Genomic DNA, 14,387 nt, shown 5'->3' with positions numbered 1-14,387 from the left:
CTCACCCGCCGGTCAGAATCTCGAGCGCCTCGTCGAGGCCCTGCGGGGTTCCGACCACGACCAGCAGGTCGCCCGCCACGAGCACGAAGTCCGGACCGGGCGAGGGGTAGATCTGCCCGGCCCGCATGACGGCGACGATCGACGCCTTGGTGCGGGTGCGCATGCGGGTGTCGCCGAGCGCACGCCCCGAATACGGCGATTCGTCACCGATCGGGAGCTGGCGGGTGGTGATGCCCGGCAGATCGCGATGATCGTCCTTGAGCTTCTCCACGAGCTGCGGTGCGCCCAGCAGATTGGCGAGTACGGCCGCCTCGTCGACGGTCAGCGGCACCTGTGCGGCGCAGTCGTCGGGATCGTCGTGCTTGGAGACGATGAGATCGATACCACCGTCACGATGCGCGACAACTCCGATCCGGCGCCCGGACCGCGCCTCGAAGTCCTTACGGACGCCAATTCCGGGCAGCTGTGTCACATCGACGTTCACGAAATCCAGCCTAGATCAAGCACTTCGAGAAGCCGGCCACTGAGCCGGATCCGCGGTGAGTGCCGGAAATGTCCCTTTTTCATCAGGGCCATAGTAACTGGTGCGCACCACCGCCGTGACGGGAAGCGGGCCGTAGAGGTGCGGAAAGCGCATCGAACCCGGGTCGTCGGCCACGCCCGGCTCCCAGCGCAGCGGCGTGCTCAGGCGGGTGACGTCGACCCAGAGCAGCAGCATATCGTCGCACCCGGCGAACAACCGGTTCGCCGGCAGATGCACCTGATGCGGTGCGGACAGATGAAGGAAGCCCTCGGCCTCGAGCGAGGGTGCCACCCGTTCGCCGATTCGCCGCGCCTGCTCCCACTCCGCGGGCGTACAGAGATGAACCAGCATGCGCCCGTTGGTGTTTTCGGTATTCGAGGCGGCGGGGGCAACGTTGTCGGCAGTCACGGCTGCACCATACCCAGCGTGGCGCGCGCGACCCGCCGAACGGAACGAAGCGGACGTTTGATTGAGCGGTTGATTGTCGGTGGGCGCGGGTAATCTGCGAGCAGACAACTGGATCGGCCTTTTTCCGAAGTGTTGAACCACAGGTGGTGAACCGAGGTTCCCAAGGATGGTCATGGTGTTCGCCCACAGCGAAATACCTGGTCATGTTAGGGAAAACACATACAAACATCTTCGGGAACAAAGCCCCCGTCCCGAACGTCTGACAGAGTAGTCATCAGCCACTGCTGGGAAGTAGCGGTAGCGAGCCCGCGGAAGGGACCGCGGGCCCCACACCAGGCGAACGGCTTTCTGCGCCGGGAGCCAGGACGGAGGAGTCATGCCAGGAACACTGACAAGCACCCCACTGACTGCGGTCGATCGTTGCGACCGCTGCGGTGCGGCCGCGCGCGTGCGCGCGACACTTCCCGCCGGTGGCGAGTTGCTCTTCTGCCAGCACCACGCGAACGAGCACATGGAGCGCCTGCGCGAACTGGAGGCAGTCATCGATACCGAGTCGGCACCGGCACTGTAAGGCCGGCTCCTCACGTCCCCTGTCAGCCAAGGGCGGCCTCCGGGCCGCCCTTTTTCGTGTCTCGGATCACAGCACCTCCGATCACAGGTGCCGGGATGTCAGCCCGTCCAGCAGGCGGGCCAGTCCGTACTCGAAGGCGCCGTCCGGATCTCCGGGCGCCTGATACTGCTCCCCTACCGCGGCCCCCACCCGCTCCGCGAGCGGAAACGACTGCCCCGTCATGGCCTCGGTGAGCACCGGCCCGTACGCCTCCCACCAGCGCGCATCGCTCATCTCCTCGGCGCCGCGCCGGGCCGCGACCGCCGTGCGAGCATTGCCGGTCGCGAAATCCGACAGCGCGGCAATGGTCCGGTCCATGTCGACATCGGACAGCCCCGCCCCTTCCAGCGCGCTCAACTGCCTTTCGTAACGTCGCATCCGCCCCGGACCCAGATCCAGCCGCCACGGCGGTACCTCCAGTAGCCACGGGTGGGTGAGCAGTTCCGCGCGGACACCGCGAGCAATGGCCGCCAGACGCTCGCGCAGGGGCGCGGCCGGGTCGAGCGGCGTGTCCTCGCCGGCCACCCAGTCGACCATCGCGATGATCAGCGCCTGCTTGTCCGGGACGTAGGTATAGAGACTCATCGGCCCCAACCCGAGCGCCGTCGCCACCGCTCGGATGGATACCGCGCTGTAACCGTCGCGGTCGGCGATCCGGATCGCGGTGCGAATCACCTCGTCCACCTCGACCGTCTGCTTCGGCCCGCGCATCCCCGGACGGGCCGGAAGTTCGCGGCGCCACAGCAGGGCGATCACCTGCCGCGCCCGGTCGGAGGCGGATTTCTGGGCCACAACACTCCTCGGGAATCTCATTACACTGTACGGGGTTATACTACTCCGTACGCTATACGTAGATAAGCGAGGGTCCTCTGCACACGACACACGCCACCTATCTGCCTGACCGCCATGCGTTCGCCCTGTGGCACTGGGGCGCCGCGGCGACCGAAGCTCCGCCGCCCGGTGTGCGCGATACCGTCCGGCTCGCCCTCCCGGATCCCGACGGCACCACGATGGGAGTGAGCGAGGTTACCTGCGCCGTCGTCGACGCCGATCAACTCGGCGCGGTCGACGTGGCCCGCGCCGGTTCGTCACTGTCGGCCTGGCAGCGCGTCGCACGAGAGGCCGGCGGGCCGGAGCTGTTGCCCGCCGCCGCCCACGCCGTACCCAATGCCGCGGCGACCGCGATCGTCTCCGCCGACCGGGCGGTGCGGGCCTACCGCGAGACCGAGGACATCGCGCGGGCGTTGCGCGAACCACTCCGTGCGCGGTTGCGGCCCTATCAGGCGCGCGGGATCTCCTGGCTGCACCGGACGACCGCCGACCACGGCGGCGCGGTGCTCGCCGACGAGATGGGACTGGGAAAGACCGTGCAGGCCATCGGCTTTCTCCTCGGACGCGCCGAGTCCGGCCCGCAACTCGTGGTCTGTCCGACCTCGCTGGTCGGCAACTGGATCCACGAGATCACTCGCTTCGCGCCCGGACTGCGCCCACTCGCCTGGCGCGGCGGCGAACTCGGCGAGCCCGGACCCGATGCGGTGCTCGTCACCGGATATCCGACGCTGCGCGGCCACGGACCGGCACTGGCCGATATCGATTGGGTCACCGCGATATTCGACGAGGCGCAAGTGCTGAAGAATCCCCGCACGCAGGTCTCGCGCGCCGCGCGCGCCGTGTCCGCGCGAGCGCGGGTCGCCCTGACCGGCACGCCCGTGGAGAACCATCTCGACGAACTGTGGGCGCTGCTCAATCTGGTGACACCCGCGGCGTTCACCCACAAGGCGCAGTTCCGGCGGCGCTTCGTCCGTCCCATCGAGGAGGGTTCCACCGCGGCCGTGCAGCGGCTGCACGACACCATCGAGCCGATCGTGCTGGCCCGCCGCAAGATTCAGGTGGCCGCGACCTTGCCGCCGAAGATCCACACCGACCTGGTCTGCGATCTGACCGCGGAACAACAGCGTCTCTACGACGAGCTGCTCGGCCGCGCCGAGGCCGACGGATTCGGCGTGGGCGCCGAACGCAACGCGCGCGTATTGGCTGCGCTGACCGCCCTGAAGCAGGTGTGCAACCATCCCGGGCTGGTCACCGGCGATCTCGACGAACTCACCGGCCGCAGCGGAAAGTTCGACGTCTGCTTCGATGTCCTCGCCAACAACCTCGAACTGGATTGCCCGACACTGGTTTTCACCCAATACCGGCGCACCGGGGAGTTGCTGGCACGCCACTGCGCCGAGCGATTCGGAGTCGAGGCGCCGATGTTCCACGGCGGTCTGTCGCAGAGCGAGCGCGATGCGATCGTCACCGCTTTCCAGAGCGCCGACGGCCCGCCGATCCTGATATTGAGCCTGCGGGCCGCCGGGACCGGCCTGACCCTGACCCGCGCCGCGGACGTGGTGCACTTCGACCGCTGGTGGAATCCCGCGGTCGAGGCGCAGGCCTCGGACCGCGCGCATCGCATCGGGCAGACCCGCCCGGTCACGATCACCACACTGACCAGCGCCACCACCGTCGAGGAACATATCGCCGGTATGCACGATCGCAAATCAGCGCTGGCCGGACTCGGCGCCGGCGACGGACGTTCGGCGGTCGCCCGGCTGGCCCGGTTGGACGACGACCACTTGCTCGCCGTACTGCGCCGGAAGCGAGGCAATTGACATGCCCGACAACGAATTCGGTTACACGCCGTGGGGTATGGGCTGGGTGCGGCTGGCGGAGCCGATCCGGACGGCACGTCCCGAGCCGCTGCTGCCCCGCGCACGCAGCATCGCCCGCAACGGCGGCGTTCACCTGACAATCGACGGCACCACGGTCTCGGCGCACATCCACCGTGGCGGGCAGGCATCGGTGACGCTGCTGGAGATCGCACCGCTGCCGGCGTCCGTGGTGAGCGCCATGGCCGAGCACATCCCCGCGCAGCTGGTCCAGCTCACCGATGAGGTGCACGCCACCCTCACCGCCGCCGGCTTGGCCCCGATACCGCGGCTCGCTGCGACCGACTGCTCCTGTTCGGCCCGCAACCTACGCTGCCTGCACCTGCTGGCCGGCTGCTACGCCCTCGCCCGAGCCGTGGACGAGAACCCTTGGCTGTCCTTGGATCTGCAGGGCTACCAATCCGGCGGCGCGGAGGAGACCGGCGCGGCGGACGTCCCGCCCGCGCGGTGGACACCGCTCGATTCTCTCGACCCCGCAACGTTTTTCACCGGCGCGCACGACGGGATGTCACGCGTTGGTGCCGCCGTCGACGGTGAGGGTCGCACCGGTCAGGCGGGCGCCGGACGGGCCGGCGAGGAAGGCGACGACACCCGCCACGTCGTCGGCCTCGCCGAAGCGGCCGAGCGCCGAATGCCGTAGCTGGTTCTCGGCGTGCGACGACGCGGCCGGATTCATATCGGTGTCGGTCGAGCCCGGCTGTACCAGGTTGACCGTGATCCCGCGCGGGCCCAGTTCCCGCGCTAGGGCTCGGGTGAATCCGTTGAGTGCGGATTTGCTGAGGTTGTAGAGCGTCAAACCCTCGAACAACGCGCGTTCGGACAGGTTCGACCCGATGCTGATGATGCGCCCGCCGCGATCCATGTACGCCAGTGCGGTCTGCGCCGCGACGAAAGCGGCCCGGGCGTGGATGTGCAGCGCCTCGTCGATCTCGGCAACGGTGAAATCGGTGAACGGCTTGGCCGGGAAGATGCCCGCGTTGTTGACCAGGATGTCGACGCCACCCAGTTCCGCGGCGGTGCGATGGACCGCCGCGACGACCTGCGCGGCATCGGCACTGTCGGCCTGCACCGCGATCGCGCGCCGCCCGAGACCCCGGATATCGGCGGCTACCGCCTCGGCCGCCTGGGCCGCGCCGCGGTAGGTCAGCGCCACATCCATGCCGTCGGCGGCCAGGCGCCGCGCGATCGCGGCGCCGATGCCCCGGCTTCCACCGGTCACGAGAGCCACGGTGGTCGACTCGCTCATCTGCACTCCAATTCTGTGTCGATCAATACAGAAATAGACAAGCAGCTCGGCCGAGGGTCGTCAAGAGATATATTTAGTGATCGACACAGAAAGAGGATTCGATGGCCGAACGCGGACGACCGCGCGGATTCGATCGCGACATCGCGCTGCGGCACGCCATGGAAGTGTTCTGGGAACACGGCTACGAAGGCGCCGCGATGAGCGATCTGACGTCCGCGATGGGGATCAATTCCCCGAGTCTGTACGCCGCCTTCGGATGTAAGGAGCAACTGTTCCGCGAAGCCGTCGAACTCTACGGTCGCACCGAAGGCGGATACACCGCCCGCGCGCTCGCGACAGGGCCGACTGCGCGCGTAGCCGTCGAGGCGATGCTGCGCGACAACGCGGCCGCCTACTGCGACCCCGCCACGCCGCGCGGATGTCTGGTGGTGGTCGCGGGCAATACGGCGGGCCCGCGCCACGGCGCCGTCCGGGATCTGCTCGCCGAACGCCGTCGCCACACCACCGAAGCGGTGCGACAGCGCCTCGAGCGCGGCATCCACGACGGGGATCTGCCGGCCGACACCGACATCGACGGTCTCGCCGATTTCTACACCGCCGTGCTGTTCGGACTGTCGGTACAGGCCGGTGACGGCGTGGACCTGCACCGGCTCGGCCGGACCATCGACCGGGCGCTGCAAGCCTGGCCGGAATCGGCCCCCGCCGAACAGCGCTGAAACACCCGGCCCGTCTCGGAAAACCTGCGGGCCAGGACTTTTCGCCACCCCGACGCAGCTGCGACTACATGCGCCGCAGTGCCGCGATGCGCTGGGACAGCTGATCGGCGGTCGCCAGCGCTGTCGGCGGCCCGCCGCATTCGCGCCGCAGCTCGCCGTGAATCACCCCGTGCGGCTTACCGGTGCGGTGATGATGCATGGCGACCAGCGAGTTGAGTTCGCGCCGCAACTCCCCCAGCCGATCGGCGGTCGCGACGCGTTCGGCCGCGGCCGCCGCGGACGGGCCGGCATCGGGCGCCTCGGCCACCGAGACAGCGGCGCTGCGTTCGCGGATCTGGCGGGTCTGGCGATCGCGCAGCAGGGCGCGCATCTGATCGGCGTCCAGCAGGCCCGGAATGCCGAGGTAGTCGGCCTCCTCGTCACTACCGGAGAACGTCGCGGTACCGAACGAGTCGCCGTCGTAGATCACCTGATCCAGTTCGGCATCGGCCGCCAGCGCGACGAAGGCGCGTTCCTCCTCGCCCGGTTCGTCCTTCTGCTTGTTGGCGTCGATCAGCAGTTCGTCGTCGAGGGCGTCCTTCTCCCGATGCGGTTTGCCGATGACGTGGTCGCGCTGCACCTCGAGCTGGGCGGCCAGATCGAGCAGCACCGGCACCGACGGCAGGAAGACGCTCGCGGTCTCCCCGGTCCGGCGCGCACGGACGAAACGGCCGATGGCCTGGGCGAAATACAGGGGGGTCGAGGCGCTGGTGGCGTAGACGCCGACGGCCAGGCGCGGCACGTCCACACCTTCGGACACCATGCGCACCGCGACCATCCACGGGTCGGTGGTGTTGCTGAACTCCCCGATGCGCTGGGAGGAGGTGGGGTCGTCGGAAAGGACCACCGCCGGTTTGCTGCCCGAAATATGTTCCAGCAGTTCGGCGTAATCGCGGGCCTTCTCCTGATCGGTCGCGATCACCAGGCCGCCCGCGTCGGGCATGCCGGTGGCGCGCAGCTGCCGCAGCCGGGTGTCGGCGGCGGTCAGCACCTTCGACATCCAGTCGCCGGCCGGATCGAGGGCCGTGCGCCAGGCGCGCGCGGTCTGTTCGGCGCTCAGCGGCTCGCCCAGCCGGGCGGAGTACTCCTCCCCCGCGCTGTCGCGCCATTGCGCCTCACCGGAATAGGCGAGGAAGACCACCGGCCGCACGACGCCGTCGGCCAGGGCCTCGGAATAGCCGTAGGTGTAGTCGGCACTCGATCGCGGAAATCCGGATTCGTCCGGTTCGTAGTTGACGAACGGAATCTGCGAATCGTCACTGCGGAAGGGAGTACCGGTCAGCGCCAGGCGGCGGGTGGCGTCGCCGAACGCCTCGGCTACCGCATCACCCCAGCTCTTGGCGTCACCCGCATGGTGGATCTCGTCGAGAATCACCAGCGTCCGGCGATTCTCGGTCCGCACCCGATGCTTGAACGGATGCGAGGCGACCTGGGCGTAGGTGACCACGACGCCGTGGAAATCGCCGGAGGTGCCTCCGGTGCTGTTGGAGAAGTTCGAATCCAGCTGGATGCCGATCCGCGCCGCCGCCGCCGACCACTGATGCTTGAGATGTTCGGTCGGCGCGACCACGGTGACCTGGTCGACGGTGCGGTCGGTGAGCAGTTCGGTCGCCAGCCGCAGCGCGAACGTGGTCTTACCCGCCCCGGGCGTGGCCACGGCCAGGAAGTCACGTGGCTTGGTCGTCAGATATCTGGTGAGTGCCCTGCGCTGCCATGCTCGTAACGAACCGCCACCACCCGAAGTCACTCGACAGACAGTAGCGACCGGCACCGACACCTAGCCAATTCGACACCACCTCATCCGCCACGAATCCGGCGGCGGCCCGGCTCACCTCGCAGATCACCGCGGGCCTGTGCGGCAGAACACTTACGACACGTTCACCTCCTGTTGCTGCCGTCGGGCCACCGGTGGGCAATGCTGTACTCACGATGTGTTCCGACCGACCGGCCTCGACCTCCGGCGCGGCGCGCTCCTGGCAGCGGCTGCGCGGCCGAGTCATGGCCGTGCTCCGGCGCATCTGGCAGGTGATCGCGCGGGTCGCCGACAAGGCGTGGAGCGATTCGATCTTCGCCAAATCGGCCGCCGCCGCGTTCTGGCAGACCCTGTCGCTGGCACCGCTGCTGCTCGGACTGCTCGGTTGTATCGGTTACGTCGGCGGGCTGTTCGGCCCCGACACCGTCCACATCGTCGAGGGCAAGATCGTCAGCTTCAGCCGCAATCTGTTCAGCGCCAACGTCGTCGACGAGATGATCGCGCCGACCGTGCGCGACGTACTGCAGCGTGGCCGCGGGGCGGTGGTCTCGGTGGGATTCGTGCTGTCGCTGTGGGCGGGGTCCTCGGCCATGGCGACCTTCGTCGATTCCATCGTCGCCGCACACGGGCAGGCCGATGCCCGCCATCCGGTCTGGCAGCGCATCTTCGCGCTCGGGTTGTATCTGCTGTTCCTGGTGGCGGCCGTGTTCGTGCTGCCGCTGGTGGCGTTGGGCCCGACCCTGATCGGCCGCACGCTGCCGCCGGACTGGCGCGAACCCGGATTACGCCTGATCGACACCTTCTACTATCCGGCGGCCGGACTGCTGCTCATCGTCGGCCTGACCACGTTGTACAAGCTGGCCCTGCACCGGTCGCTGCCGTGGCACAGGCTCTTCGGGGGAGCGCTGGTGGCCGGCATATTCTTCATGGCGGCCAGCGACATCCTGCGCCGCTACCTGACCTACGCGGCGCGCGCCGGCGTCAGTTACGGGGCTCTCGCGACGCCGATCGCCTTCCTGCTCTTCACGTTCTTCCTGGCCTTCGCGGTGATCCTGGGCGCGGAATTCAACGCCACCGTGCAGGAGTTCTGGCCGGCCCGCGCGACCCGGTTCGAACAGTTCAAACAGTGGTGGGCCCGGCGCAAGCACCGGCACGACGGACCCCACGACGAGAATGAGACCGTGCGCGGCGACGCCGAGCCACCCGCCGATCTGCCGTGGACGCAGCCCGATGACCCGGGAACCGCGAAGCCGCAACACGCGCAGCATTCGGAAGCCTCGCCGACGACCGGGCAGTCCGACGACGCCGCCGGTGGTTCCGCCCACCGCGCCGACACCCGCCCACCGACCGTCCTCGATCGCGGCCGGATCCGCCCCGCCGGCTGACCGCACCGGAGACGATCGAGCCGGCAGCCGGCCCGCTCGCTGGGTGCCGTTCGGCGCGTCGCCTACTTCCCGGCGCCGGGCAACGGGTGGTCGCGGAAGAAGTCCCAGATGATCCGGTTCGCGCTGATCGCCGTCGTGGTGCGGCCGACCAGAGGTTCCGGCGAGATCACCGACGCGGTGCCCGGCCACGTGTGCCCGCCGCCGAGTACCGCGTACAACTGCACGGCCGTCTGCTCCGGGCACGGATAGGTGTAGCGCACGACGTCGGGGGTGACCTGCCGCCGGTCCGGTTGCGTTCCGCATCCTTCGCGCCGCGCCCACGCCGCCGCCTGATCGGGGATGCTCGCCGGTCCGGGTCCATCGACACCGCTCGGCCGCGTATCGCCGCGCTGAGCCGACCCGGTTCCGTCGGCCGAGGGCAGATATTTCGCATTGGGCCCGACACCGCCCGTATATGCGACGATCGGATCCTCGGTGCCGTGGAAGGCGACCACCGGGACGGCCCGAACCGGATCGCACCACGCGAAGTCCTGCAGTCCGGCCACCGGCGCCACCGCGGCGATGCGATCCGCGAGCTGACATGCCAGCGACGAGGTGGTGAAGGCCCCCATCGACAGCCCGGTCACATAGACGCGGCGTTCGTCCACGCACCGGGTGGCCTCGACGTGGGTCAGCAATTCTGACAGGTAGGCGATATCGGCGCTGTGCTCACCGAAATCCCATCGCGGCACACCGGATTCGTCCAGCTGCGGCGTGACCGTCGCGAATCCGTTCGCCATGCCGAAGGAACCCAGGCCGGTGCCGGCGTACTCGAGTGCGGCCGGTTCCAGATAGCCGTGCAGATCGACGACCAGCGGCAGCGGTGTGGTGGCGGCGGGGACGTCGAGAAGGTAGGTCCCGGATTTCCCGGCCGCCGCGAAACTCTCGTTCGAGGTGCCGGTGGGATGCGGCGCCGAACATCCCGGCGACGGCCGCGCCGCGACGTTCGCAGGTTCGCCGGCCTGGGCGGTGGTCGCGGTCGAGAAGGCGGCAGCCGCCACGAGGCAGGAGACGGTGCGCAACCACCGGGACGTCGCGATTTTCATGTAGTGCCCACCTCGCGGAAAACATTGTTCTCGTCAGAGAGAACAATGATCACACAAGCGGGACGGGCGTGGGCGCAGACGGAGGAGACAGCCGCAACCGGCCGCTCGGTCGGTGCTGCGGCTCAGTCCTTCTTCATCATTTCGTAGATGCGCTTGCAGTCCGGGCAGACCGGCGAGCCGGGCTTGGCCGAGCGCGTCACCGGGAACACTTCGCCGCACAGCGCTACCACATGGGTACCCATGACGGCACTTTCGGCGATCTTGTCCTTCTTCACGTAGTGGAAGAATTTCGGAGTATCGCTGTCGGTCGTCTCGTCGGTGGTCGTATCCGGACGAACCAGGGTGTCGGTGCTCACCCCATCGATTCTGCCATCGCCACGCGAGGGTGGTGAGCGGGTGTCGCCAACCTCATCGAATACCCCGCGGCCCGGCGGTGCTCGCGCGGCCGAAGGCGCGTGTGCATTCGATCATGCGGAGTGGAAGACTCGACGTATGCAGCGTGACGGCGACTCCTCCGACCTACCGCCCGAGTCCCGGACGTCGGGCCCCGGACGGGTCGGTTCGGAGCGCGAGGACGCACGCGCGGCCGAGCCCAGCGGCTCCGCGAACGCCGCCGAAGGCCCGGAGGTTTCGGTGCCGGCGGACGATCCGCGGCCATCGGGCGCGACGTTCGAGCGCCGGCCTCCCGGCTCGATCCCCCGGCCCACCCGCGCCTCGACCGGATATTTCCCCGGGGAGGACAAGCATCCGGTGTTGATCACCGAGGCCGCGCCCTCCCTGGAGCAGCAGCACCGCGCCCGCGTCAAGCGCTACATGATCCTGATGGGCTTCCGCATTCCCTGCCTGGTGCTGGCGGCGGCGGCCTACGGCCTGTGGAGCAACGCGCTGATCTCCCTGGCCATCATCGGCGTCTCCATCCCGCTGCCCTGGATCGCCGTCCTCATCGCGAACGACCGGCCGCCGCGCAGCAAGGACGAGCCCAGCCGCTGGGACGAGCGCCGGGCGGCGAAAGCGCTCGAATCGGGACAGCATCGGTCCATCGACGGCTGAACGACGCGGGCGACCTGCCCGGACCCGGCGAGTACGGCACCCCGTACCAGGTGGCAGAGTTCTCGTGTGCCTGCCGACCGGACCACCGCCTCCTTGCTCACCGCCCTCGCACCCGCGCTGCGCACCGCGCTGACCCGGGTCCGCTACGACGCCGACACCGTGCTCGAGGCCATCGGCGCCGACGCCCACACCGCTCTGGGGCGCTCCGAACCGGTACCGGTGCGCCGGGCCGCGCGCGAGGCCGGTGAACTCGGCACGCTGATCCGGCTGCTGCTGCTCGGTGACGCCCTGCCCGAACGGGAGGTGGCCGCGGCCTTCGCGCCGCTCGACCTCGGCCGAGCCGTCGCCGCCGGTCTGCTCGAGCGCGACGGTGATTCGATCCGCGCCGCCCTGGACCTGCGCCCACTGGACCTGGGATCGGGCACCCGCTGGGTGCTGTCGGATCTCGACGACTCGATGCGGCGCCGCACACTCAGCGCCGACCACGTCCTGGGCGTGGGACAGGCGTCGCTGTCGCTGCTGCGCGCCACACCGACCGAACCCGTCGGATCGGTCCTGGATCTCGGCACCGGCTGCGGTGTGCAGGCGGTGCACGCCGCGGGCTATGCGAAGACGGTGACCGGCACCGATGTCAGCAGCCGGGCGCTGTGGCTGGCCGAGGCGACCGCCGCGCTCAACGACCTGGAGATCGAATTCGCCGAAGGCTCGTGGTTCGAGCCGGTGGCCGGGCGCCGCTTCGATCAGGTGGTGGCCAATCCTCCGTTCGTGGTCGGGCCGGCCCGGATCGAGCACACCTACCGCGATTCGGGGTTGGCCCTGGACGGCGCCAGCGAACTGGTCGTCTCCCAGGCGCCCGGGATGCTGAATCCGGGCGGCACCGCGGCGATGCTCGCCTCCTGGGTGCACGCCGGCGGTGTCGACTGGCGGACCCGGGTGGCGAGCTGGCTGCCCGACCACGGGGTCGACGCCTGGATCGTGCAGCGCGATGTGGCCGATCCGGCGCTGTATGTCGGCACGTGGCTGCGCGATGCCGGCCTCGATCCGCGCGATCCCGAGGCCCAGCAGCGGGCCGAACAGTGGCTGGCCGCCTTCGATGCGGCGAAGGTGGAGGGTATCGGTTTCGGCTTCGTCTATCTGCGCGCGATCGACGGGCCCACCGAAGTGCTCGCCGAGGATCTCACCCATGGTTTCGACGACCCGCTCGGCGCGGAGGCACCGGCCTACTTCCGCCGCTCGGCGTGGCTGCGCAGGGTCCTGGCGGACCACGATGTCGCCTGGCGTGCGCGATTCACCGTCGACGCCGCGACGGCGCTCGAACGCGTCCTGCTGCTGGGCGCCGAGGGCTGGCAGGAGCGCGTGGTCCGGCTACATCGGGGTGACGGTCCCCGCTGGCAGCACGAGATCGACGACACTCTGGCGGCGCTGCTCGCGGGAATGCGGCCCGGCGGACTGCCGTTGGAAGAACTGGTCGAATTGCTCGCGATCGGCCACACCGGCGACACCGCCACACCGCAATTCCGAGCCGACGCGTTGTCGGCGGTCACCGGACTGGTCCGGCACGGACTGATCACACCGGAAGAACTCGACGCGACCGCAACCGACGCCGGGCGCGCGCCCGCGTCCTCCCCCCTGTTCCCGGAGTTCCCTTCTTAAGAACTTCTCAGACGGAGGATGTGAAAGCCGCAGCTCAGCACGGTTTATCGGCGCCAAGGCGGGGAACTTTCCCAGTGTCGGGTCCGTTGTTCGGAGTGAGACACCACCGACAGGAGGCAAGTCATGACAAGCCCCGCCACCACTGGAGTGCGCGCCATCGATTCGGACCTCGACGCCCAGAGCCCCGCAGCCGACCTGGTACGCGTGTACCTGAACGGGATCGGTAAGACCGCGCTGCTCACGGCCGCCGACGAGGTCGAATTGGCCAAGCGCATCGAGGCGGGCCTCTATGCCCAACACCTGTTGGAGACCGGCAAGCGGCTCTCGGCGACCCGCAAGCGGGATCTGGCGATCCTGGTCCGCGACGGCCAGGCCGCCCGCCAGCACCTGCTGGAGGCCAACCTCCGCCTGGTCGTATCGCTGGCCAAGCGCTACACCGGCCGCGGCATGCCGCTGCTGGACCTGATCCAGGAAGGCAACCTGGGACTGATCCGCGCGATGGAGAAGTTCGACTACGCCAAGGGATTCAAGTTCTCCACCTACGCCACCTGGTGGATCCGTCAGGCCATCACCCGCGGTATGGCCGATCAGAGCCGCACCATCCGCCTCCCCGTGCATCTGGTGGAACAGGTCAACAAGCTCGCCCGGATCAAGCGGGAACTGCATCAGCAGCTCGGCCGCGAGGCCAGTGACGAGGAACTGTCGGCCGAGTCGGGTATTCCGGTGGAGAAGATCGCCGATCTGCTCGACCACAGCCGCGACCCGGTGAGCCTGGACATGCCGGTCGGCAACGACGAGGAAGCCCCGCTGGGCGACTTCATCGAGGATTCGGAGGCGACCTCCGCGGAGAGCGCCGTCATCGCCGGGCTCATGCACCGCGACGTGCGCAGTGTGCTGGCCACCCTGGACGAGCGCGAACAGCAGGTCATCCGGCTGCGCTTCGGCCTCGACGACGGCCAGCCGCGCACTCTCGACCAGATCGGCAAACTGTTCGGTCTCTCGCGTGAGCGCGTGCGCCAGATCGAACGCGAAGTCATGGCCAAGCTCCGCAAGGGTGAGCGGGCGGACCGCCTGCGCGCCTACGCCAGCTAGGTCACACAGACGCTGGGCCGCCCGGAATCCGGCCCAGCACCATCCCGGTGACCGGATAGCGTGGTCACCTCCGCTGCGCCGGCCGACGCCGGTGTGCCCTTTCCCCCTCCGGGGCACAT

Annotated in this window: 14 protein-coding genes; 7 read left to right on the top strand and 7 right to left on the bottom strand. The window is 68.9% G+C overall.

The window, feature by feature from the left end; all coding sequences use genetic code 11:
* Position 1: 1 nt before the first annotated feature.
* Positions 2-484, bottom strand: a complete 483-nt coding sequence (locus ACPCUW_RS27935) for a cation:proton antiporter regulatory subunit (protein ID WP_030517228.1) — start codon at positions 482-484, stop codon at positions 2-4.
* Between the two features lie 15 nt (positions 485-499).
* Positions 500-874 (bottom strand): DUF952 domain-containing protein, encoded by a 375-nt coding sequence (locus tag ACPCUW_RS27930; RefSeq protein ID WP_423428163.1) that lies wholly within the window; start codon positions 872-874, stop codon positions 500-502.
* Between the two features lie 433 nt (positions 875-1,307).
* Here ACPCUW_RS27930 and ACPCUW_RS27925 point away from each other — a divergent pair, with 433 nt between their 5' ends.
* Positions 1,308-1,502, top strand: a complete 195-nt coding sequence (locus ACPCUW_RS27925) for a DUF7455 domain-containing protein (protein ID WP_030517230.1) — start codon at positions 1,308-1,310, stop codon at positions 1,500-1,502.
* An 81-nt stretch (positions 1,503-1,583) separates the two neighbouring features.
* Here the strand turns inward: ACPCUW_RS27925 and ACPCUW_RS27920 are convergent, their stop codons facing one another.
* Positions 1,584-2,354, bottom strand: coding sequence for a TetR/AcrR family transcriptional regulator (locus tag ACPCUW_RS27920; protein WP_063019143.1), 771 nt, complete (start codon positions 2,352-2,354; stop codon positions 1,584-1,586).
* Between the two features lie 197 nt (positions 2,355-2,551).
* Between ACPCUW_RS27920 and ACPCUW_RS27915 the strand changes: the two genes are divergently transcribed.
* The gene (locus tag ACPCUW_RS27915; RefSeq protein WP_423428162.1) at positions 2,552-4,192 is read left to right on the top strand and encodes a DEAD/DEAH box helicase; all 1,641 of its coding nucleotides are present in this window, start codon (positions 2,552-2,554) and stop codon (positions 4,190-4,192) included.
* Between the two features lie 565 nt (positions 4,193-4,757).
* Here ACPCUW_RS27915 and ACPCUW_RS27910 read toward each other — a convergent pair.
* A complete protein-coding gene (locus tag ACPCUW_RS27910) occupies positions 4,758-5,495 on the bottom strand; it encodes an SDR family oxidoreductase (RefSeq protein WP_063019147.1) in 738 nt (245 codons plus the stop codon).
* 101 nt (positions 5,496-5,596) lie between these two features.
* Here ACPCUW_RS27910 and ACPCUW_RS27905 point away from each other — a divergent pair, with 101 nt between their 5' ends.
* Entirely contained in the window at positions 5,597-6,211 is a 615-nt protein-coding gene (locus ACPCUW_RS27905) for a TetR/AcrR family transcriptional regulator (protein WP_423428113.1), read from the top strand.
* Positions 6,212-6,275: 64 nt separating this feature from the next.
* Here the strand turns inward: ACPCUW_RS27905 and ACPCUW_RS27900 are convergent, their stop codons facing one another.
* The gene (locus ACPCUW_RS27900) at positions 6,276-7,997 is read right to left on the bottom strand and encodes a DEAD/DEAH box helicase (RefSeq protein WP_227462841.1); all 1,722 of its coding nucleotides are present in this window, start codon (positions 7,995-7,997) and stop codon (positions 6,276-6,278) included.
* Positions 7,998-8,248: 251 nt separating this feature from the next.
* On the opposite strand from ACPCUW_RS27900, the gene ACPCUW_RS27895 reads away from it, so the two are divergent.
* The gene (locus tag ACPCUW_RS27895; protein ID WP_423428160.1) at positions 8,249-9,388 is read left to right on the top strand and encodes a YihY/virulence factor BrkB family protein; all 1,140 of its coding nucleotides are present in this window, start codon (positions 8,249-8,251) and stop codon (positions 9,386-9,388) included.
* Between the two features lie 62 nt (positions 9,389-9,450).
* Here ACPCUW_RS27895 and ACPCUW_RS27890 read toward each other — a convergent pair whose 3' ends face one another.
* Complete coding sequence (locus ACPCUW_RS27890) at positions 9,451-10,473, bottom strand: alpha/beta hydrolase family esterase (RefSeq protein ID WP_423428110.1); 1,023 nt, start codon at positions 10,471-10,473, stop codon at positions 9,451-9,453.
* A 122-nt stretch (positions 10,474-10,595) separates the two neighbouring features.
* A complete protein-coding gene (locus ACPCUW_RS27885; protein ID WP_030517239.1) occupies positions 10,596-10,829 on the bottom strand; it encodes a DUF3039 domain-containing protein in 234 nt (77 codons plus the stop codon).
* Positions 10,830-11,166: 337 nt separating this feature from the next.
* Between ACPCUW_RS27885 and ACPCUW_RS27880 the strand changes: the two genes are divergently transcribed.
* From ACPCUW_RS27880 to ACPCUW_RS27870, 3 genes are all read left to right on the top strand, one after another.
* A complete protein-coding gene (locus ACPCUW_RS27880; RefSeq protein WP_051756799.1) occupies positions 11,167-11,523 on the top strand; it encodes a DUF3099 domain-containing protein in 357 nt (118 codons plus the stop codon).
* A 66-nt stretch (positions 11,524-11,589) separates the two neighbouring features.
* Positions 11,590-13,176 carry a DUF7059 domain-containing protein gene (locus ACPCUW_RS27875; protein ID WP_423428108.1) on the top strand — a complete coding sequence of 529 codons (1,587 nt, stop codon included), beginning with the start codon at positions 11,590-11,592 and terminating at the stop codon, positions 13,174-13,176.
* A 123-nt stretch (positions 13,177-13,299) separates the two neighbouring features.
* A complete protein-coding gene (locus ACPCUW_RS27870; protein WP_030517242.1) occupies positions 13,300-14,268 on the top strand; it encodes a sigma-70 family RNA polymerase sigma factor in 969 nt (322 codons plus the stop codon).
* Positions 14,269-14,387 lie beyond the last annotated feature (119 nt).

Origin of the sequence: Nocardia sp. AB354, from assembly GCF_049538315.1 — a bacterium.
Lineage (GTDB): Bacteria > Actinomycetota > Actinomycetes > Mycobacteriales > Mycobacteriaceae > Nocardia > Nocardia nova.
Note: the sequence above shows the minus strand (reverse complement) of the source record. Positions and strands in the feature narration are given on the sequence as shown.